The organism is Paenirhodobacter sp., assembly GCF_050177655.1.
Taxonomy (GTDB): Bacteria; Pseudomonadota; Alphaproteobacteria; order Rhodobacterales; family Rhodobacteraceae; genus Rhodobacter.
On sequence record NZ_JBFXGV010000006.1, the window covers coordinates 40,366 to 61,186 of the forward strand.

At 68.3% G+C, this 20,821-nt stretch carries 19 protein-coding genes; 10 read left to right on the top strand and 9 right to left on the bottom strand.

Features of this window, described 5'->3' with window-relative positions:
• The first annotated feature begins 92 nt into the window (after positions 1-92).
• Entirely contained in the window at positions 93-1,385 is a 1,293-nt protein-coding gene (gene glyA, locus AB7U46_RS04325) for a serine hydroxymethyltransferase (RefSeq protein ID WP_428335704.1), read from the top strand.
• Between the two features lie 51 nt (positions 1,386-1,436).
• Here the strand turns inward: glyA and AB7U46_RS04330 are convergent, their stop codons facing one another.
• The gene (locus AB7U46_RS04330) at positions 1,437-1,808 is read right to left on the bottom strand and encodes a hypothetical protein (RefSeq protein WP_428335705.1); all 372 of its coding nucleotides are present in this window, start codon (positions 1,806-1,808) and stop codon (positions 1,437-1,439) included.
• A 106-nt stretch (positions 1,809-1,914) separates the two neighbouring features.
• Between AB7U46_RS04330 and AB7U46_RS04335 the strand changes: the two genes are divergently transcribed.
• Positions 1,915-2,697, top strand: coding sequence for an alpha/beta fold hydrolase (locus AB7U46_RS04335; protein ID WP_428335706.1), 783 nt, complete (start codon positions 1,915-1,917; stop codon positions 2,695-2,697).
• 53 nt (positions 2,698-2,750) lie between these two features.
• On the opposite strand, the gene AB7U46_RS04340 is transcribed toward AB7U46_RS04335, so the two are convergent.
• From AB7U46_RS04340 to AB7U46_RS04355, 4 genes are all read right to left on the bottom strand, one after another.
• The gene (locus AB7U46_RS04340) at positions 2,751-3,242 is read right to left on the bottom strand and encodes a cytochrome b (RefSeq protein WP_428335707.1); all 492 of its coding nucleotides are present in this window, start codon (positions 3,240-3,242) and stop codon (positions 2,751-2,753) included.
• A gap of 115 nt (positions 3,243-3,357) precedes the next feature.
• Positions 3,358-3,543, bottom strand: a complete 186-nt coding sequence (locus tag AB7U46_RS04345) for a CTP synthetase (protein ID WP_428335708.1) — start codon at positions 3,541-3,543, stop codon at positions 3,358-3,360.
• 127 nt (positions 3,544-3,670) lie between these two features.
• Positions 3,671-4,015: a hypothetical protein gene (locus AB7U46_RS04350; RefSeq protein ID WP_428335709.1), complete on the bottom strand. Its 345-nt coding sequence runs from the start codon at positions 4,013-4,015 to the stop codon at positions 3,671-3,673.
• Between the two features lie 66 nt (positions 4,016-4,081).
• A complete protein-coding gene (locus AB7U46_RS04355; RefSeq protein ID WP_428335710.1) occupies positions 4,082-4,402 on the bottom strand; it encodes an antifreeze protein in 321 nt (106 codons plus the stop codon).
• Between the two features lie 314 nt (positions 4,403-4,716).
• Here AB7U46_RS04355 and AB7U46_RS04360 point away from each other — a divergent pair, with 314 nt between their 5' ends.
• Together AB7U46_RS04360 and AB7U46_RS04365 are read left to right on the top strand one after the other, a co-directional pair.
• On the top strand, positions 4,717-5,844 hold the full coding sequence (locus AB7U46_RS04360) for an efflux RND transporter periplasmic adaptor subunit (protein WP_428335711.1): 1,128 nt from the start codon (positions 4,717-4,719) through the stop codon (positions 5,842-5,844).
• A 10-nt stretch (positions 5,845-5,854) separates the two neighbouring features.
• Entirely contained in the window at positions 5,855-8,923 is a 3,069-nt protein-coding gene (locus AB7U46_RS04365; RefSeq protein WP_428335712.1) for an efflux RND transporter permease subunit, read from the top strand.
• 123 nt (positions 8,924-9,046) lie between these two features.
• Here the strand turns inward: AB7U46_RS04365 and AB7U46_RS04370 are convergent, their stop codons facing one another.
• Positions 9,047-10,642 (bottom strand): GMC family oxidoreductase, encoded by a 1,596-nt coding sequence (locus AB7U46_RS04370; protein ID WP_428335713.1) that lies wholly within the window; start codon positions 10,640-10,642, stop codon positions 9,047-9,049.
• Positions 10,643-10,836: 194 nt separating this feature from the next.
• Here AB7U46_RS04370 and AB7U46_RS04375 point away from each other — a divergent pair, with 194 nt between their 5' ends.
• The 4 genes from AB7U46_RS04375 to AB7U46_RS04390 all read left to right on the top strand — a co-directional run bounded on the left by AB7U46_RS04375 (position 10,837) and on the right by AB7U46_RS04390 (position 13,910).
• The gene (locus AB7U46_RS04375; RefSeq protein WP_428335714.1) at positions 10,837-12,063 is read left to right on the top strand and encodes a 3-deoxy-D-manno-octulosonic acid transferase; all 1,227 of its coding nucleotides are present in this window, start codon (positions 10,837-10,839) and stop codon (positions 12,061-12,063) included.
• A gap of 134 nt (positions 12,064-12,197) precedes the next feature.
• Positions 12,198-12,650, top strand: coding sequence for an NUDIX hydrolase (locus AB7U46_RS04380; RefSeq protein ID WP_428335715.1), 453 nt, complete (start codon positions 12,198-12,200; stop codon positions 12,648-12,650).
• Positions 12,651-12,721: 71 nt separating this feature from the next.
• Positions 12,722-13,186, top strand: a complete 465-nt coding sequence (locus AB7U46_RS04385) for a DUF1178 family protein (protein WP_428335716.1) — start codon at positions 12,722-12,724, stop codon at positions 13,184-13,186.
• Positions 13,187-13,265: 79 nt separating this feature from the next.
• Positions 13,266-13,910 (top strand): SDR family oxidoreductase, encoded by a 645-nt coding sequence (locus AB7U46_RS04390; protein WP_428335717.1) that lies wholly within the window; start codon positions 13,266-13,268, stop codon positions 13,908-13,910.
• A gap of 143 nt (positions 13,911-14,053) precedes the next feature.
• Here the strand turns inward: AB7U46_RS04390 and AB7U46_RS04395 are convergent, their stop codons facing one another.
• The gene (locus AB7U46_RS04395; RefSeq protein WP_428335718.1) at positions 14,054-15,589 is read right to left on the bottom strand and encodes a pyruvate kinase; all 1,536 of its coding nucleotides are present in this window, start codon (positions 15,587-15,589) and stop codon (positions 14,054-14,056) included.
• Positions 15,590-15,833: 244 nt separating this feature from the next.
• On the opposite strand from AB7U46_RS04395, the gene AB7U46_RS04400 reads away from it, so the two are divergent.
• Together AB7U46_RS04400 and ptsP are read left to right on the top strand one after the other, a co-directional pair.
• Complete coding sequence (locus AB7U46_RS04400) at positions 15,834-17,096, top strand: aspartate kinase (protein ID WP_428335719.1); 1,263 nt, start codon at positions 15,834-15,836, stop codon at positions 17,094-17,096.
• A 47-nt stretch (positions 17,097-17,143) separates the two neighbouring features.
• Complete coding sequence (gene ptsP, locus AB7U46_RS04405) at positions 17,144-19,384, top strand: phosphoenolpyruvate--protein phosphotransferase (protein ID WP_428335720.1); 2,241 nt, start codon at positions 17,144-17,146, stop codon at positions 19,382-19,384.
• 104 nt (positions 19,385-19,488) lie between these two features.
• Here the strand turns inward: ptsP and AB7U46_RS04410 are convergent, their stop codons facing one another.
• Positions 19,489-20,250 carry an EcsC family protein gene (locus tag AB7U46_RS04410; protein WP_428335721.1) on the bottom strand — a complete coding sequence of 254 codons (762 nt, stop codon included), beginning with the start codon at positions 20,248-20,250 and terminating at the stop codon, positions 19,489-19,491.
• Positions 20,251-20,314: 64 nt separating this feature from the next.
• Entirely contained in the window at positions 20,315-20,800 is a 486-nt protein-coding gene (locus AB7U46_RS04415; protein WP_428335722.1) for a GNAT family N-acetyltransferase, read from the bottom strand.
• Between the last annotated feature and the right edge of the window lie 21 nt (positions 20,801-20,821).

Genomic DNA, 20,821 nt, shown 5'->3' on the forward strand with positions numbered 1-20,821 from the left:
CGCTGCAAATTGACCTTTGGTCGTTTTGGGCGCTTTCGGGCCGTGGATTTCTGCGATAAACGACCCGCGACCACATCCTTCAGGAGACGCCCATGACCGCCCAACGCGACGCTGGCTTCTTTACCGAGAGCCTCGCCACCCGTGACCCGGAGCTTTACGGCTCGATCCGGAACGAACTCGGTCGTCAGCGCGACGAGATCGAACTCATCGCCTCGGAAAACATCGTCTCGAAGGCGGTGATGGAGGCCCAGGGTTCGGTGATGACGAACAAATACGCCGAGGGCTATCCGGGCAAGCGCTACTACGGCGGCTGCCAATTCGTCGACGTGGCGGAGAACCTTGCGATCGACCGCGCGAAGCAGCTCTTCGGCTGCGAATTCGCCAACGTGCAGCCGAACTCGGGCAGCCAGGCGAACCAGGGCGTGTTCAACGCGCTCTTGAAGCCCGGCGACACGATCCTTGGCATGAACCTCGCCTCGGGCGGTCACCTGACCCATGGCGCCGCGCCGAACCAGTCGGGCAAGTGGTTCCATGCCGTGCAATACGGCGTGCGCAAGCAGGACAGCCGGATCGACTATGACGAGGTTCGCGCGCTTGCGAAGGAGCATCAGCCGAAGCTGATCATCGCCGGCGGCTCGGCGATCCCGCGGCAGATCGACTTTGCCGAATTCCGCAAGATCGCTGACGAAGTCGGCGCGATGCTGATGGTCGACATGGCGCATTTCGCCGGTCTCGTGGCCGGTGGCGCGCATCCCTCGCCCTTCCCCTATGCCGATGTGGCGACCACGACGACGCACAAGACGCTGCGCGGCCCGCGTGGCGGCATGATCCTGACGAACAACGAAGAGATCGCGAAGAAGGTCAACTCGGCGATCTTCCCGGGGATCCAGGGCGGCCCGCTGATGCATGTCATCGCCGCGAAGGCCGTGGCCTTCGGCGAGGCGTTGCGCCCCGAGTTCAAGGTCTATGCGCAGATGGTCATCTCCAACGCGCAGGCGCTGGCCGATGAGCTGATGAAGGGCGGCCTCGACATCGTCACCGGCGGCACCGACACCCATGTCATGCTCGTCGACCTGCGCCCGAAGGGCGTGAAGGGCAATGCGACCGACAAGGCGCTTGGCCGCGCGCATATCACCTGCAACAAGAACGGCATCCCCTTCGATCCGGAAAAGCCGACGGTGACCTCGGGCGTGCGTCTGGGCACCCCGGCCGGCACCACCCGCGGCTTTGGCGAGGAAGAGTTCCGCCAGATCGCGCGGATGATCATCAAGGTCGTCGACGGTCTCGCCGCCAATGGTGAGGACAACAACGACGCGGTCGAGGCCGAGGTCCGCAAGGAAGTCGCCGAGCTCTGCGCGAAGTTCCCGCTCTATCCGGGCATGTGATCCGATCCAAAGTACTGACGAAAGGCCCCCCGCGCGGGGGCCTTTTGCATGTCAGATCAGACCGCGCAGCCGCGCCACGATCAGCGCGAGCGCGCCGATCACCACGATGCCGAGCGCGCTCGCCGTCACCACGGAAAGCGCGAAGCGGCGCAGCCGCGCCCCGGCGCCGAGCGGCGCGAGATGGTGCACGCAGGTGTCGTAGGCGCGCGCGACCGCCGCCGCATCGAGCTGGCGGATCATCTTCGGCGAGGCGGCCTGCGCCTGGGCCGCGATCAGCACCTGCGCCGCGCGGCGCACCTTGCGCGGCAAGACCCGCGCGCGGCTTTCGACCCGCTCGCGCAGCGAATGGCCCCGCGCGCCGAGCCGCTGGGCCAGGAGCTGCGAGACGCGCTCGTTCATCTGGGAGAGGGTGACGGGATCCATGCCGGCCTCCGCTGCGATCGGGGCGAGCCTAGCGGTGCACCCCGGGCAGTGCAACCTGTGCGCGCGGGCACTGGAACCCGGCGCGCGAAGGCGTTACCTCTTGCCCATGCTGAATTTCATCGCCCATGGCTCCGACACCGCCCTGCCGCCGCTCCTGATCGTTCCCGGCCTTTTCGGTTCGGGGCGCAACTGGGGCGTGATCGCGAAACATCTGAGCACGACGCGCCGCGTGCTCGCGCTCGACATGCGCAACCACGGCGACAGTTTCTGGTCGGACGCGCATAATTATCCGGCGATGGCCGAGGATCTGGCCGCGGTGATCGAGGCGGAGGGCCGCGCCTGCGATCTGCTGGGCCATTCGATGGGCGGCAAGGCGGTGATGATGCTGGCGCTGACGCATCCGGGCCTCGTCGAGCGCATCGTCGTGGCCGACATGGCGCCGGTGCGCTATCGCCACGGGGCGGCGCATGGCGGGCTGATCGCGGCGATGAAGGCGCTGAAGATCGACGATCTGACGAGCCGGATGGAGGCCGACCGGCGGCTGAGCGAGACGGTGGAGGATGCCGGCACCCGCGCCTTCCTGCTGCAATCGCTCGAGCTGCGCGAGGGGCCGGTGCGCTGGAAGTTCAACCTCGACGCGCTGCAGGCCAATCTCGAGACGATCCTCGACTGGCCCGAGCCGCTGCCGCAGGGCGCGCATCCCTTCGGCGGGCCGGCGCTCTTCCTGTATGGTGGCGCCTCTGACTACATGCGCCCCGAATATCAGCCGGCGGTGCGTGCGCTGTTCCCGCAGGCGGCCTTCGAGGCGATCGCCGGGGCCGGCCACTGGCTTCATGCGGAAAAGCCGCGCCTCGTCGAGGCGGCGGTCGCCGCCTTCCTCGCGCGATAAAAAGGCCGCGCCGGTCGCCCGGCACGGCCCTGTCGCCCTCGTCGAAGGTTGGATCAGAGGCGCGGCGTGCGCATCCGGTCGAGGATATTCGTCTTCAGCACGAATTGCTGGTACAGCGCGCCCAGGACATGCAGGCCGATCAGGATCAGCAGCACCGTGGTCAGCGCCTCATGCACCCCGCCGGCGAAGCCCAGCCCGCCGAACCAGGCCATGCCGCCCGAAACGACGATCAGCGCGAGCACCGCGTAAAGCCCCCAATGGGTGAGATTGGCGACGAGTTTCAGCGCCGGCGCCTCCTCTTCGGGGAGCGGCGGCACGCCGTTCTTCGCGCGCAGCACCAGACGCCAGATCACCAGCGCGAGGATCGCGATCCCGGTGAAGACGTGCTGCGGCACGAGCAGGCTGGTTTCCGCCGTCTCGCCGCGCATCGCCGCGCGGAAAGCGCCGCCGATGCCGTCGTTGAGCAGGAACTGGGGAATGATGAGCACGGCGACGAGCCAGTGCAGGATGATGTGCAGACGGGAATAGCCCGCGGGCGATGTCATGATGACCTCTGATGGATGAAAATGCCGTTCGGGGGCAGACAATCACGCCCGCCCCCGAACCGCAAGACGCCCGGCCCGCGCTCTACGCCCCGGGGGGCGAAGCGCGGAACCCTCCTCAGGCGTTCTGGTCGATCTGCCGCGCCACGATCCAGGCGATCGGCAGGGCCGCGACGAAGCCCACGACGGCGGCATAGATCATGGACTTGGTGTCGACCATGTTCATGGTGAGCGCCGCGGTGATCAGGATCCCGGCAAGGGTGGGCCCGGCGAGCGCGTAGATGATGCCGAAAAGACGATACATTAAGGAGCCTCCGTTGGGCGCGTTTCATGCATCGTTCAATCATCTTTACACATCGCAAGACTTTGATCTGAGTCAGATCGCCGAGCCCCGCGCCCCCGCACCCCCGCGGCGCGCTGTCGCAGCCCCCTCAGGCGCCGGGGCAGTCGAGCTCGAACCGGGCCTCGCCGGTGTCGCCGGGCAGCGACGGAGAGCGGCCGATGCCGCGCGCCGGCCGCTTCACCCGGCAACCGGTGGTGCGCTCCGCCGCCTCGACCATCAGCGCCGGCACCCGGTCGCGGTCGCGCAGCGAGAGATAGTCGAGCCGGATCACCTCGGCGCGGCCGTCCTTTTCCAGCACCGCGAAGCGGATGCCCTGCAAGGTGACGTCATGGCGGGTCGCGCCGAAGAAGGCGGGCGCCGGCGAGGCGCCGCAGGCGGCCAGCGCGAGCGTCAGACGTAGAAATGGCAAAGGCCGGAAAAGACTGCGGAACATGGAACCCTCCGGCCCCGAGCTTCGCGACTCGTGGTTAACGGGGGGTTAACGGATCGCGAAAACCCCTCAGAGCGGCCAGATCGACCAGGTCGGGCCGCGGTCGCCGAGACGCTGCACATTGCCCGAGGTATAGCGGCCGATCGTGCTCATGCCGGCATGCATCGCGCGCGCGGGGCTCAGCCCGCTCAGCGTCGCCTGGGTGGCGGCACTGCCCGCCTCGACCACGGCGACGGCCTTTTCCGCGACCATCCGGTGCATCTCGTCGGGCGGGGAATCCCAGAGCCCGGCCATCCCCGCGAGCCGCATCGCGATCACCGTCTGCGCCTCCATCCCGATCCTCGTGGCCTGCGCGGCCAGCAACAACGGCAGGAAGGCTTCGTCGAACATCGCAATCTCCACTGGAGGTGCGCGCAGTGCATTGACGCGCGCAGGGCCACCGGCCAGTCTAGCCGGTGAGGGTAAAGGGCAAGTTACCGCGCTCCCGCCCTCGAAAAAATAGACAATATCGCACTAAGCAAGCCACCTTTGCGCATCGGCGCACACAAACTTTGCAATGCGTGGCCGCGCCGCACCTTGTCTTTTCCGACTGCACGACAGAGTTTGATGTGCGATTGACACTCTCGCGGTAGTCTGAACTGATCGGTTCAGAACAGTACGGAGACCGGCCCGGCGCCGGACCAGCAGGAACGATCGGAAGCCTCATGATCAAGCGTTTCATCATTGCGATCCTCGCACTCGCCCTCGTCGGCGGCGGCATCGTCGGGTTCAACCTCTTCAAGGCGAAGATGATCGCGCAGTATTTCGCGACGATGAAGCCCGCGCCCTCCCCCGTCTCGGTGACCGAGGTGGTGCCGGTGCGCTGGACGCCCGGGATCGAGGCGATCGGCACCGCCACCGCCGCGCAGGGCACCGACATCGCCACCGAGGCCTCCGGCGTGGTGCGCGAGATCCGCTTCAAGTCGAACGACGTCGTCGCGAAAGGCCAGGTGCTGGTGCAGATCGACGACCGCCAGGAGCGCGCCGATCTCGCCGCCGCGCAGGCCGCGCTCGACCTCGCCGAGGTCACGCTGAAACGCGCCCGCGAGCTCGCGCAGCGCGGCGTCTCGGCGACCACCACGCTCGACAGCGCAGAGGCCTCGGCGACCGAGGCGCGCTCGAACGTCGCCAAGATCGAGGCGGTGCTGACCACGAAGCAGCTCACCGCGCCCTTCGACGGCACGATCGGCATTCCGCAGATCGAGGTCGGCCAATATGTCACCACCGGCACCACCTATGCCACGCTGCAGGACCGCGGCCATATGCGCGCCGATTTCACCCTGACCGAACAGCAGGCGAACCAGGTCGGCCCGGGCATGCCCGTCACCGTGACGACCGAGGTCGGCGATCTCTCGCTTTCCGGCACGGTCACCGGCATCGAGCCGAAGATCGACCCGAATTCGCGCCTCGTCACGCTGCGCGCCGACATGCCCAACGACGGCGACAAGCTCACCCCCGGCCAGTTCGTCCATGTCCGCGTCGACCTGCCCGCCGAGGAAGGCGTGATCGCGCTGCCGCAGACGGTGGTTTCCTCGAGCCTTTACGGCGACAGCGTCTTCGTCGTGCGCGAAGAGACGCCCGAGGGCGCCGATGCCGCGCAGCTGATCGCGAAGCAGGTCTTCGTCAAGCTCGGCCGCCGCTCGGGCGAGAAGATCGAGATCACCGAGGGGCTGAAGGCGGGCGACAAGGTCGTCAACGCCGGGCAGAACAAGCTGACCTCGGGCGCGCCGGTGGTGATCGACAACAGTCTCAGCCCCGATGCCGCCCCCGCGGCGGACGCGGCCGGCAACTGAGGACGCCCCGATGCATTTCACGGAAATCTTCATCCGCCGCCCGGTGCTGTCCACCGTTCTCGGCGCCTTCATGCTGCTTCTGGGCATCCAGGCCTTCTACAACCTGCCGGTGCGACAATATCCCGAGGTCGACGAGACCGTGGTGACGATCACCACGACCTATGCCGGCGCCTCGCCCGAGCTGATCCAGGGCTTCATCACCGCGCCGATCGCCGAGGCGGTCGCGACGACGGAAAACATCGACTACGTCACCTCGACCTCGCGGCCCTCGGCCTCGGTGGTCTCGGTCAACATGAAGCTCGGCTCGAACCCCGACTCGGCGCTGACCGAGGTGCTTTCGAAGGTGCAGCAGGTGCGCGGTGACCTGCCCACCGACGCGAAGGATCCGGTGATCGTCAAGGGCACCGGGCGCAGCTTCGCGCTGATGTATCTCGCGGCGCAGAACCCGAACATGACGCCCGAGCAGCTGACCGAATATCTCAACCGGGTGATCAAGCCGCGGATGTCGACGATCCAGGGCGTGGCCGAGGTGAGCGTGATCGGCGCGGCGGATTACGCGATGCGGGTCTGGCTCGATCCGAACAAGCTCGCGGCGCGCAAGGTGACCGCGGCGGAAGTGCTGGCCGCGATCAAGGCCTCGAACTTCCTCTCCGCCCCCGGCAAGACGGAAAACGAATATGTCGCCCAGGCGATCACCCTGAAATCGACGCTGCAGACGCCCGAGGCCTTCGGCGCGCTGCCGATCCGTTCGGATACCGACGGCGTGGTGCGGCTGCGCGATGTGGCGCGGGTCGAGCTCGCCTCCGACGACTCGGGCGAGATCGTCACCTTCAACGGCTCGCGCGGCACCTTCATCGGGATCTCGCAGACGCCCTCGGCGAACCCGCTCGACACCGCCTCGGCGGTGCGCGCGGAGCTGCCCGCGATCAATTCCACCCTGCCCGAGGGGATGAAGATCACCCTCGTCTACGACACCACCGAACAGATCTCGGCCTCGATCGACGAGGTGTTCAAGACGATCGGCGAGGCGGTGGCGATCGTGGTCGTCGTGATCCTGCTGTTCCTCGGCTCGATCCGCTCGGTGCTGATGCCGATCGTGACGATCCCGCTTTCGCTGATCGGCGTGATGGCGGTGCTGCTCGCGCTTGGCTATTCGATCAACCTGCTCACGCTGCTGGCGATGGTGCTGGCGATCGGCCTCGTCGTCGACGATGCGATCGTGGTGGTGGAGAACATCCACCGCCACATGGAGGACGGGATGAAGCCGATCCCCGCCGCCGTGCAGGGGATGAAGGAGATCACCGGCGCCGTCATCGCGATGACGATCACGCTTGCCGCGGTGCTTTCGCCGCTGGGCTTCACCGGCGGGCTGACCGGTGCGCTCTTCAAGGAATTCGCCTTCACCCTTGCGGGGTCGGTGGTGCTTTCGGGGATCATCGCGCTCACGATCACGCCGATGATGTCGGGGCGGATCCTGAAGGAGGGGCATGCCACCGGCTTCGCCGCCTTCGTCGACCGCACCTTCGAGCGCTTTGCCGGCTGGTATGAGCGGCGGGTGAATTCCTCGCTCGATTATCGCCCGGTGACGGTGCTGATCGTGGTGGTGCTGATCGGCGTGATGGGCTTCATGTTCACCCATACCTCGACCGAGCTCGCCCCCGAGGAAGACCAGGGCGCGGTGATCGCGATGCTGACCGCACCGCGCTATGCGACCTCGGATTACACCGCGCGCTATATCGACGGGATCGGTCAGGCGACGAAGGACATCCCCGAGGTGCGCACGAATTTCTCGATCGCCGGTTTCGGCGGGGCGGACAATTCGGGCATCTACATCTGGGCGCTGAAGGACTGGGCCGATCGCGCGCGTTCGCAAAAGGAGATCCAGACCCAGATCCAGGGCTCGATCGACGCCTCGACCGGGCTCAAGGGCTTCGCCTTCGCGCCGCCCACCCTGCCGGGCACCGGCGGCGGGCTGCCGATCGCGGTGGTGATCCAGTCGATCCACTCGCCCGACCGCGTGGCGGAAGTGGCCGAGGAGATCCGGCTGAAGGCGCAGAAATCGGGCAAGTTCATCATCGTGCAGAACTCGATGAGCTATGACGCGCCCGAGGTCCGGGTGACGATCGACCGCGACCGCGCCGCGGCGCTGAACGTGCCGGTTTCCGATGTCGGCACCACGCTCGGCCTGCTGGTCGGCGGCGCCTCGATCGCGCAGTTCGACCGCGACTCCAACAGCTACGACATCATCACCCAGGTGCCGAAACAGTATCGCGCCAACCCCGAGGAGCTGGGCAATTACTTCGTGCGCGCCTCGACCGGCGACATGGTACCGCTGTCCTCGGTGGTGAAGATCACCACGGGCGTCGCCGCCGCCGCGGTGGAACAGTTCAACCAGCTGAACTCCGCCACGATCTCGGCGCTGCCGATGCCGGGGCAGTCGACCGGCGACGGGCTGGCCGAGATCGTCTCGGTGGCGAAGGAAGTGATGCCCGAGGGCTTCTTCATCGACTATTCGGGGCAGAGCCGGCTCGAGGTGACGCAGGGCAATACGATCATGCTCGCCTTCGGCGCCGCGGTGCTGGTGATCTACCTCGTGCTCGCCGCGCAGTTCGAAAGCTTCCGCGATCCGTTCATCATCATGATGGCGGTGCCGCTGACGATCTTCGGCGCGATCGTGCCCCTGAACCTCGGCCTCGGCACGCTGAACATCTATAGCCAGGTGGGGCTGATCACCCTCGTCGGTCTGATCACGAAACACGGCATCCTGATGGTGGAATTCGCCAATCAGCAGCGCGAGGAGCATGGCCACACCCGGCGCGAGGCGATCGTGCTGGCGGCCAAGACCCGTCTGCGCCCGATCCTGATGACGACGGCGGCGATGGCGCTTGCGGTGGTGCCGCTGGTGCTCGCCAAGGGGGCGGGTGCCGCCGCGCGCGAGGCGATGGGGATCGTGATGTTCTCGGGCCTCTTGATCGGCACGATGTTCACGCTCTTCGTGGTGCCGATGTTCTACACCTTCATCTCGCCCTCGGATACGGCGATGCGGGAGGCGCGGGAAAAACGGCTCGCGGCGGGCTGAGCCCCGCCGTCGGAGGCCTCCGGCGGGAGTATTTGCACCAGGAAAAGCCTTTTCCTTGGCAAAATACTCCGCAGGGGTGAATGGCGACAGCCAGAGGGGGGCGCGCAGCCCCCCTTTCGCGTTTCAGCCCTTCGCGTCCTCGAGGATCATCCGCGCCGCCTTCTCCGCGATCATCATCGCCGGCGCGTTGGTATTGCCCGAGGGAATCGCGGGCATCACCGAAGCATCGGCGATCCGCAGCCCCGTGAGCGCGCGCAGCCGCAGCCGCGGGTCGACCACGGCCCCCGGATCCGCGCCCATCCGGCAGGTGCCGACCGGGTGAAAGATCGTGGTGCCGATGTCGCCCGCCGCGCGCGCAAGCTCGTCCGCGCCGGTGAGTGCGGCGCCGGGTTTCACCTCCTCGGGGTGGAAGCGGGCGAAGGCGGGCTGCGCCGCGATCTCGCGCGTTTTGCGGATCGCCTGCACCGCGACGCGGCGGTCGCCCTCGGTGGCGAGGTAATTCGGCGCGATCGCGGGGGCGGCGCGGAAATCCGGCCCCTTCAGGTGGACCGAGCCGCGGCTTTCGGGGCGCAGGTTGCACACGCTCGCCGTCATCGCCGGGAAGCGGTGCGGCGCCTCGCCGAACTTGTCGAGGCTGACCGGTTGCAGGTGCCATTCGAGATCGGCGGTTTCCTTTTCGGGGAAGGAGCGCGCGAAAATCCCGGCCTGGCTCGGTGCCATCGCCATCGGCCCGCTGCGGAAAAGCGCATATTCCGCGCCGATCCGCGCGCGCCCGATCAGCGAATGCGCCATGGTGTTGAGCGTCTTCACCCCCTGCACGCCGAAGATCAGCCGCAGTTGCAGATGGTCTTGCAGGTTCTCGCCCACGCCGGGCACCTCGGCCACCGGCGCGATGCCGTTCGCGGCGAGCAGATCGCCCCGCCCGATGCCCGAAAGCTCGAGGATCTGCGGCGAGCCGATCGCGCCCGCGGCCAGCACCACCTCGCCCGCGGCAACCTCGAAAGGCGCGTTGTCGCGGAGGTAGCGCAGCCCGGTGACGCGCCCCTCGGCGATCGTCAGCCGCTCGACCTGGGCCTCGGTGACGAGGCGCAGGTTCGGCCGGCCGAGCGCCGGTTTCAGGAAGGCCGTCGCCGCCGACCAGCGCCAGCCCTTTTTCTGGGTGACGTGGAAATAGCCCGAGCCCGCATTGTCGCCGCCGTTGAAATCGGCGCTGCGCGGGATGCCCGCCTGCTCCGCCGCCTCGAGAAAGGCGTCGAGCACCTGCCAGCGCACGCGCGCCTCCTCGACCCGGAGGCCACCGCCCGCGCCATGCGTCGCGCTTGCGCCGCGGAAGAAATCCTCCTGCGCGCAGAAGAGCGGCAGCACCTCATCCCAGCCCCAGCCGGTGCAGCCCGCCTGCGCCCAGAGGTCGTAATCGCGCGCCTGCCCGCGCATGTAGATCATGCCGTTGATCGCCGAACAGCCGCCAAGAATGCGCCCGCGCGGATAGGCGAGGCTTCTCCCGTTCAGCCCCGGTTCGGGCTCGGTGGCAAAGCCCCAGTCGGTGCGCGGATTGCCGATGCAATAGAGGTAGCCGACCGGGATATGCACCCAGTGGTAATTGTCGCGCCCGCCCGCCTCGAGCAGGAGCACCCGGTTGCGCGGATCGGCGCTGAGCCGGTTCGCAAGCACCGATCCCGCCGAGCCCGCGCCGACGATGACGTAATCGTAACGTTCCATCGGTCTCCCCCGTCGCCCCTCCCCGGGCGTCTCAGCTTTGATGGTCTCAAGGGACGCGCCCCCTCGCAAGGGGGCGCGCAGGCGCATTTTCGCAAAACGACTTTGCGCCCGGTCGCGAATGCGCGCGCAGCATCGCGGGTGCTTGCATCCGCCCGCCGCCCCGGCTTTGATGCCGCCGAACCCGGGAGCCCCGCTTGATCCTCTATCGCCTTCTTCTGTCGCTCGCCCTGCCGGTGCTGCTTGCGCGGCTTCTGGGCCGCGTGCTGCGCGGGGGCGAGCCCGCCGCGATGCTGGCCGAGCGGCTTGGCGGCGGGGAGGCTGCCGCGCCCGGGGCGCTCTGGCTGCATGCCGCCTCGAATGGCGAACTCGCTTCCGCGCGCCCGCTGATCGCGGCGCTGCAGGCGGCGCGGCCCGATCTGCGCCTCCTCGTCACGGTGAACACGGTGACGGCGCGGGCGATGGCGCAGGGCTGGGGCGATCCCCGGATCGCGGTGCGCGCAGCGCCGCTCGACGCGCGCTGGAGCGTGGCGCGGTTTCTGGCGCGCCACCGCCCCGCCGCGCTGATCGGGATCGAGAACGAGCTTTGGCCGAACCGTTTCGCGATGGCGGCGGCGCGGGGGCTGCCGGTCTTTGTCATCGGGGCGCGGATGTCGGCGCGCTCGGCCGCGCGCTGGCGCAAAACCGGCCTCGGCCCGCGGCTGATGGCCACGATCACCGCGCTTTCGGCGCAGGACGAGGCCTCGGAAGCGGCCTTCCAGAGCCTTGGCCTGCCCGCGGCGCGGCTGCTGCCCCGGCTCAACCTGAAGACCGAGATCAGCGCGCCGCCGCCCGGCTTCGCCCTGCCCTGGCCGCGGGAAAAGACGCTGCTCGCCGCCTCGACCCACGAGGGCGAGGAGGAGATCGTGCTTGAAGCCTTTGCCCGGGCGCGCGCGCATGACCCGGAACTGCGGCTGATCCTCGCGCCGCGCCATCCGCGCCGGGCGGAGGAGATCGCGCGGCTGATCGCGGCGCGGGGGCTCGCCCATGTCAGCCGCACCAGTGGCGCCGCGCCCGGGGCGCCGGTGCTGCTCGCCGATACGATGGGCGAGATGGCGAACTGGTATGCGGCGGCGGGGATCTGTTTCATCGGCGGCACGCTTGCGCCGAAGGGGGGGCATACGCCCTTCGAGCCGGTGGCCTATGGCTGCGCGCTGGCGCATGGCCCCTCGGTCGCGAACCATGCGGCGGCCTTTGCCGCGCTCGATGCGGGCGGCGCGGCGCTGGCGGTGCGCGATGCCGCGACGCTGGCGGCGGCCTTCGAGACCGCGCCCGCCGGGCAGGCCGATCTCGCCGCGCGGGCGCAGGCGGCGCTTGCCGCGCTGCGCGACGGGGCCGGGCCGGCAACACTTGCGCGCGAAATCCTTGCGCAAAGCCGGCTCTGAACGCCCAAAACACCGCCTTTTCGTGAATTGTCACAGTTCCGGCGCGGTGACGCGGTGGAAACTTGCGGCATTTTGCCTTATATTGCGGGCATCAAGGGAGCAAGAACCGGCCGAACGGCCGATCAGGCGAGGTTATGAAGTTTGAACGAAAGCTGGCGCTGCTGCGGGATTCCCGCGGGGTCGTGCCGGTTCAATTCGCGGCATTGTGCACCCGCAAGAAGGCGGGAAAACGTGAGGTTCTCTTGATCACCTCGCGCGATACCGGACGCTGGGTTCTGCCCAAGGGCTGGCAGATGACCGACCGTTCGGGCGGCGAGACCGCGCTCACCGAGGCTTGGGAAGAGGCCGGGGTGATCGGCGCGCTGACCGGCCCGGCGATCGGCTGCTATCTTTACCCGAAGATGATCGCCCCGGGCCGCGTGCATACCTGCCGGGTCGAGGTGCATCCGGTGCGCGTCGACCGGCTCGAGGCGCGGTTTCCCGAACGTGGCCAGCGCCGGCGCAAATGGATGTCGGCGAAGAAGGCCGCGAAGGCGGTGCAGGAGCCCGAGCTTGCGGTGATGCTGCGCAACCTGCCGCGGACCTGAGCCACGGGCGGCGGTGCTTGCTTTTCCCGCCCCATGGCCTATGTCTGGGCGATCCCACCGATGGCGCAACGATGATCCGCTACACGCTCAAATGCGACCAGGACCATGTCTTCGAGAGCTGGTTCGCCTCGGCCGAGGCCTATGAGAAGCTGCGCGCCGCGGGGATGGTGAGCTGCACGCAGTGCGGCTCGACCCGGGTCGAGAAGGCGCTGATGGCGCCCGCCGTGCGCCCCGCGCGCAAGGCCGGCGCGGCGCCGGAGGCCGTGGACGCAGAGGCCCCGCCGTCCGGGGCGCCGCATCTTTCCGCGCCCGAGGGGGCGCTGGAGGAGGCGATCGCCGCGATGCGCCGGGCGGTGGAGGAGAACTCCGATTACGTCGGCGAGGATTTCGCACGCGAGGCGCGGGCGATGCATGCGGGCGAGGCGCCCGAGCGCGCGATCCATGGCGAGGCCAATCCGCAAGAGGCGCGCGCGCTGATCGAGGAGGGGGTGCCGGTCACCCCCCTGCCCTTCCCGAGCCGGCGCAAGACGAACTGATCGCCCGACGGATCCCGTTGAAATCGCCCTTGAACTCGCCCGGCGCAGCGCCATCATGGCGGCGAGGCAAGGAGGGAAAATGACCATTCTCATCACCGGCGCGAGCCGCGGCATCGGCGCGGCGCTTCTCGCGCATTACCGCCACACCAGCACCCCGGCCTTCGGCACCACGCGCCACGCCGAGGGCGACCTGATCCCCTATGACGTCACCGATGCGACGAGCGCGAAGGCGCTGGCGCGGCGGCTGAACGGGCTGCCGATCGACCTCCTCGTCTGCAATGCCGGGGTCTATGCCGACAAGGGGCAGGCGCTCGAACAGGGCTATGCCCCCGCGCTTTGGGAGCGCAGTTTCGCCACCAATGTCACCGGCGTATTCCTGACGGTGCAGGCGCTTTTGCCGAACCTGCGCGCGGCGCAGGGGAAGATCGCGATCATCTCCTCGGCGATGGCCTCGGATGCGCGGGCGCCGGGCGGCAGCTATATCTACCGCGCCTCGAAGGCGGCGGCGCTGAACCTCGGGCGCAATCTGGCCGCCGATCTGAAACCCGAAGGGATCGCGGTGGGGATCTATCACCCGGGCTGGGTGAAGACGGAGATGGGCGGGCCGCAGGCGGAGATCACGCCGGCGCAATCGGTCGCGGGGCTGAGCGCACGCTTTGCCGCGCTCGACCTTGCCACCACCGGCTGTTTCGAGAGCTACGACGGCACCGCGATTCCGTTCTGATGGCAGAGGGGGCGCTGCCCCCGCTGCTTGCGCAGCCCCCCGAGGTATTTCCGGCAAGATGAAGGGATGCGAGCGCTTTCATCTTGCCCGAAATACCTCGGGGGAGCCGGCCCTGGCCGGCGGGGGCGGAGCCCCCTCCCCGTTCAGAAATCGTGCCAGAGGCCGAGCGCGCCGAGCCGCGGCGATTTCTTGTTGTTATGCCGGTCCATCCGCACCAGCACGTCGCGCAGGAAGGTCACCGCCGCGCCGAGCTGCGCCCCCTTGTTCAGCATCACGCATTCGGCGCGCTGGCTCATCGCGGCATCGGTCATCTCGGCGCGGCTCGCCTGGCCGTCCTTGACCATGTTTTCCAGAACCTGCGTCGCCCAGACCACCGGCACCTCGGCCGCCTCGCAGAGCCAGAGGATCTCCTCCTGAATCTCGGAGAGCCGCTCGAAGCCGATCTCGACGGCAAGATCGCCGCGCGCGATCATCACGCCGACCGGCATCCGCCCGCCCGCCTCGACGATCAGCGCGGGCAGGTTGCGCAGCGCGAGCGGGGTCTCGATCTTGAGCATCAGCGAGGGGCCGGAGCGTTCGCCCACCGGCTCCGCCCGCGCCTCGAGCTCGGCGAAGAGGGCGCGCAGGTCGGCCCCGGTCTGCACGAAGGAAAAGCCGATGATATCGGCGTGGCCCAGCACGAAATCGAGATGGCCGAGGTCTTCCTCGGTCAGCGCCGGCACCCGCAGATCGACGCCGGGCAGGTTCACGCCCTTCTCGACCTTGATCTTCGCGCCCTTGCTCGGCGTGCTGGTGATCTCGGCCAGAACCCGGCCCGGATGCGCCTCGAGGATCTTCGCGCGGATCTTGCCGTCGTTGATCCAGAGCGCGCCGTCGACCTCCAGCGCGGCGATCAGCGCCGGATGGCTGAGCGTGATCTGCGGCAGCTCGGCTTTCGCCGAGAGCACGTCGACCACCTCGAACCTGTCCCCCTCGAAGAGGCGGCCGGTCTCGCCCGGGTCGGTCTTTTCCTTCTTCGCGGCCTTGCCGGGGGCGACCTCCTCGACCCGCAGCTTCGGCCCGGGCAGATCCATCTGCACCGGCACGCGCCGCCCGGCCTCGGCCGCGGCGCGGCGCACATGGCCAATCATCGCCGACCAGGCATCGGGGCCGTCATGGGCGCAGTTGATGCGCATGCAATCGGCGCCCTCGGCGATCAGCCCGGCGACAAGCTCGGCGCTGGTCGCCGCCTCGGAGGGCAGCGTGACCATGATCCGCGTGTTCGGATGGCCCCGGCGCGCGCCGAAAAGCGCATCGCGCCGCGCCGCGAGCCGTGCGGGACCGGCGGCGAAGATCTCGACCGGCGGATATTCCGCCACGCCCTCGCCGCCAATGAGCGCGAGCGAGGCGAGCACCGCGTCGAGCGAGGGGCGCACATGGCTTTCGGCGCGCCCGAGTGAGCTCAGCCCGAGCGAGGCGAGCGGCGCCTGGAACGGCACCAGATCGCCCCGGCGCAGCGCCAGATAATCGGCGAGATTGCGCGCCGAGGGCATGAATTCGGGGCGCCGGATCAGCTCGTCCCAGCCCTCGAGCGTTTCCCCCGCACGCCGCGCCATATCCGCGCGCAGCACCTCGAGCGCGCGAAACAGCCCCCGCGCCTGCGCCCGCCGCTCCCGTGCCTCGACCTCAGCCAGACTCATCTTCCCCTCCGCAACCATGACGCGAACGGGCTACTCCGCCTGCGTGACAGTCGCATGACGATCGCACGACGTCCCCGTCACGGCGAGAACAAGCTTTCGCGGCGGGCAAAAGGGCGCCGGAACGGGCGCCAGGACCGCCGATCGCGCGATTGCGACGCAGCCGCACTCTTGCAAGCGTCGCCCCCTTCCGCTAGCAGGGGCGCACCGTCCGGACAGGGGGTCCGGCGCGACTTTGGAGGGGAATATGCCGCTTCTCGTCATGAAATTCGGCGGCACCTCGGTGGCCGACCTCGACCGCATCGCCAATGCGGCCGCGAAGGTCAAACGCGAGGTCGAGCGCGGCTATGACGTCATCGTGATCGTCTCGGCGATGTCGGGCAAGACCAACGAGCTCGTCGGCTGGGTCGAACAGACTTCCCCCCTCTATGACGCGCGCGAATATGACGCCGTCGTGTCCTCGGGCGAGAACGTGACCGCCGGGCTGATGGCGCTGCGCCTGCAGGAGATGGGCGTGCCGGCGCGCAGCTGGCAGGGCTGGCAGGTGCCGATCAACACCACCTCGGCGCATAGCGCGGCGCGTTTCGTCTCGATCCCGCGCGACAATATCGACGCGAAATTCTCCGAAGGGATGAAGGTCGCGGTCGTCGCCGGCTTCCAGGGGCTGTCGCCCGAGGGCCGGATCACCACGCTCGGCCGCGGCGGCTCGGACACGACCGCGGTGGCTTTCGCCGCCGCCTTCGGTGCGGAGCGTTGCGACATCTATACCGACGTCGACGGCGTCTATACCACCGATCCGCGGATCTCGTCGAAGGCGCGCAAGCTCGACAAGATCGCCTTCGAGGAAATGCTCGAACTCGCGAGCCTCGGCGCCAAGGTGCTGCAGACGCGTTCCGTGGAACTGGCGATGCGCTACAATGTGCGCCTGCGGGTGCTGTCCTCCTTCGAGGATACCGACGAAAATTCTGGAACCCTTGTCTGCGGTGAGGAAGAAATCATGGAATCGAAAGTCGTCTCCGGCGTCGCCTATTCGCGCGACGAAGCCAAGATCACCCTCTTCACCATCGAGGACCGCCCCGGCGTCGCGCAGGCGATCTTCGGGCCGCTTTCCGAGGCGGGCGTAAACGTCGACATGATCGTGCAGAACATCTCGGAGAAGGACTATGACGAGCGTCACCCGGGCGCCGTCACCGACATGACCTTCTCCTGCCCGATCAATCAGGTCGCCCGCGCGCAAAAGGCGCTCGAGGAAGCGAAGGCCGAGGGCAAGATCCGCTATGACGAGCTGATCATCGACACCGACGTCGCCAAGGTCTCGGTCGTCGGCATCGGCATGCGTTCGCACGCCGGCGTCGCCGCGCGCATGTTTGAATCGCTCGCCGCGGAAAACATCAACATCAAGGTCATCGCGACTTCCGAGATCAAGATTTCGGTCCTGATCGACCGGAAATATATGGAACTGGCCGTGCAGGCCCTCCATGATGCATTCGAGCTGGAGAAAACGGCCTGAGCTGAACGGGATCAGGCCCTTGTCAGGAGTCGGGGGCAGTTAGGGCCATGGTCGATCGCAGCGAAAGCGACAGTCGCACCCTGTTGCGACGCCTGCGCGACACGCTTGCCACGGGCGGCGGCGCGCAGGACCGGCTCGACCGGATCACGGCGCTGATCGCCGATTCGATGCGCACCCATGTGTGCTCGATCTACCTCTTCCGCGACCCCGAGACGCTCGAACTTTGCGCGACCGAGGGCCTCAACCGCGAGGCCGTGCACCAGACGCGGATGCGGCTGGGCGAGGGTCTCGTCGGCCGCGTCGCGCGTTCGGGCCAGCCGGTGAACACCGGCAACGCCCCCTCCGAACCCGGCTTCCGCTACATGCCCGAGACCGGCGAAGAGATCTATTCGAGCTTCCTCGGCGTGCCGATCCAGCGCGTGGGCGAAAGGCTCGGCGTGCTGGTCGTGCAGTCGCGCGAGGCGCGGGAATTCTCCGACGACGAGCTTTACGGGCTCGAGGTCGTGGCCATGGTGCTGGCCGAAATGACCGAGCTTGGCGCCTTCACCGGCGAGCAGAACGGCATCGGCGCGACGCATCGCTTTCCGGTCATGTTCCGTGGCGCCACCGGGCAGGAAGGCGCGGCGGAGGGCCATGTCTGGCTGCACGAGCCGCGGGTGGTGGTGACGAACCCGGTCGGCGACGATCCGGAGGCGGAGAAGGCGCGGCTGGAACAGGCGGTCTCCTCGCTGCAGGCGCAGATCGACGACATGCTGATCGGCGCCGCGCAGATGGACAAGGAGCAGCGGCAGGTTCTCGAGGCCTACAAGATGCTCGCGCATTCGCGCGGCTGGGTGCGGCGGATGGGCGAGGACATCGCGCTTGGCCTTTCGGCCGAGGCGGCGGTGGAAAAGGAACAGTCGACCGCGCGGGCGCGGCTCGAGCTGTCGACCGACCCCTATCTGCGCGAGCGGCTGCACGATCTCGACGACCTCTCGAACCGGCTGTTGCGGCTGCTTACCGGGCAGGGCAGCGACACCGGGGCGGAGCTGCCGCTCAACCCGGTGCTGGTGGCGCGCAACATCGGGCCCGCCGAGCTCCTCGATTACGGGCGCAAGCTGAAGGGCGTGGTGCTCGAGGAGGGTTCGGTCGGCTCGCATGCGGCGATCGTCGCGCGGGCGCTGGCGATTCCGCTGGTGATCCATGCCACGCGGATCACGATGGAGGCGCTGAACGGCGATCAGATCCTCGTCGACGGCGATCAGGGCTTCGTGCATCTGCGCCCCGAGGAAACGGTCGCGGCGGCCTTCCGCGACAAGATCGCGATGCAGGCGGTGGCGCAGAAGCGCTATGCCGATCTGCGCGAGCTGCCGGCGACGGATCTCTCCGGGCAGACGATCTCGCTGATGATGAATGCCGGGCTGATGGCGGATCTGCCCTCGCTGCAGGGGTCGGGCGCCGATGGCGTCGGCCTCTTCCGCACCGAGCTGCAGTTCCTGATCCGCACCCGGGTGCCGCGGCGCTCGGAGCTCGCCGCGCTTTACAAGCGGGTGATGGATGCCGCGGGCGAAAAGCGCGTGCAGTTCCGCACCCTCGACATCGGCTCCGACAAGGTGCTGCCCTATATGAAGCCGCAGGACGAGCCGAACCCGGCGATGGGCTGGCGCGCGATCCGCGTCGGGCTCGACAAGCCGGGCGTGCTGCGGATGCAGTTGCAGGCGCTCCTGCGCGGCGCCGAGGGGCGGCCGCTGTCGGTGATGTTCCCCTTCATCGCCACCCCCGACGAGTTCCACGCGGCGAAGGCCTCGCTTTTGCACGAGCGCGACCGAGAGGCCTCGCTTGGCCGGCCGGTGCCCTCCGAGCTGAAGATCGGCGCGATGCTGGAGACGCCGAGCCTCGGCTTTGCGCCCGACAGCTTCTTCGAGGCCTGCGATTTCATCTCGATCGGCGGCAACGACCTGAAGCAGTTCTTCTTCGCCGCCGACCGCGAGAATGAGCGCGTGCGGCGCCGCTACGACACGCTCGACACCGCGTTTCTGACCTTCCTCGAGCGGATCATCGCGCGCTGCGAGGTGAACCACACCGCGCTGAGCTTCTGCGGCGAGGATGCCGGCCGCCCGATCGAGGCGCTGACCTTCGCCGCGCTCGGCATCCGTTCGCTGAGCATGCGCCCCGCCTCGATCGGCCCGGTGAAACACCTGATCCGCCGCGCCAATCTCGACGATCTGCGCCACCTCATCCTCGAGGCGCGCAAGCAGGGCGCACAAAGCGTGCGCCCGGTGGTGACGCATTACCTCGCCGGGCTCTGACCCACCGACCGCGCGCGGGTGGCGGGGGCAGATGAGTATTTGGGCCAAGAAGAAATCCCTGCGTCTTCTTCTTGGTTAAAATACTCCCGCCGGAGGCGGAAAACTCACTTTTTCCGGGTGATCCGCGCGACCAGTTCCTCGCGTAGGAGGCCCTCGTCCTCGCCGCTCTCGCGAGCGAGGCGTTTCAACCCGAAATGCACCCGCGCGATCTCCTGATAATAGCTGGTGAAGGCGTAGTTCACCGCGGCGCCCGCCACCGCGCCCAGCACCGGCGCGGTCTGCGCGGCGAGCTTCTGGCCGAGCACGGCGGAAAGCCGCGGCGCCACGCGCGCGATCAGGTTCGACAGGCCCGAGCCGGTGATCGTGACCTTGGCGGTGACGAAGCCCATGTCGGAACCGTCGTCCTTCGCCAGCGGCCCGGCGGAGGCGAAGACGCGCAGGCATTCGATCCGCACCTCCTCCGAGGCCGGATCGAAGCCGTGCTCCGCCGCGATGCCCTGGATCGCGCGCAAAAGCATCGTCACCGTGAGCGGCAGTTCCGCCAGCGCCCCGGGCAGACCGCCGAAGCCCCCCGCCGCGCCCATCGCGGTGGTGAGCAGCTTGTTCACCCAGTCGGGCCGGTCGGCGACCACGCCGCGCGAGCGCGCCGCCGCCCCCATCGCGGTATCGAGCGCGCGTTCGGTCGCGCCTTCGAGCCCGTCGCGCACCGGCTGCGGCAGTTTCGCGAGCAGCCCCTCGGCGGAACCGCCGACGAAATTCAGCACCTGCATCACCGGCCCCGCGGCCGCGCGATGGCGTTTCGCCAGCGCGTCGAGTTCGGAGACGACCGTCGGATCGGTCACGGGCAACAGGATCTCGGGGGTCATGGCATCCTCGCGACGGGGGTATCCCGCCCTGCGAATATGGGCCGGCGCCCCGGTGCGCACCAGATCAGGCGGTGAACTTTTCGACGCGCCCGCGCACGCCGTCCCAGGCGCCCGGCTGCAGTTCGAGCGCGAGGATGCGGTCGGGGTTCGTCGGCGGCGGCATCTCGACACCCTCGATCTTTTCGAAACCGAAGCGGTTGTAATAGGGCGCGTCGCCGACGAGCAGCACCCGCTCCCAGCCGAGGCGGCGCGCCTCGGCGAGGCTTTCGTGCATCAGAAGGCCGCCGAGCCCTTCGCCCTGGCGCGTCGGGTGCACCGCGACCGGGCCCAGAAGCAGCACGCGCTGCCCGCCGACCTTCACCGGCCAGTAGCGGATCACCGCGGCAAGCACCCCGTCCTCGCGCAGGGTGAGGCAGAGCGGATGGACCTTTTCCACCCCGTCGCGTAGCCGGTAGGACGACAGCGCCGTGCGCCCGGGCGCGAAGCAGAGGTCATAAAGCGCCTCCACTTCCCACCAGTCGGCCTCGGTCTCTTCCTCGAGCTGATACATGCCGCCCCCGAATCCCTCGCA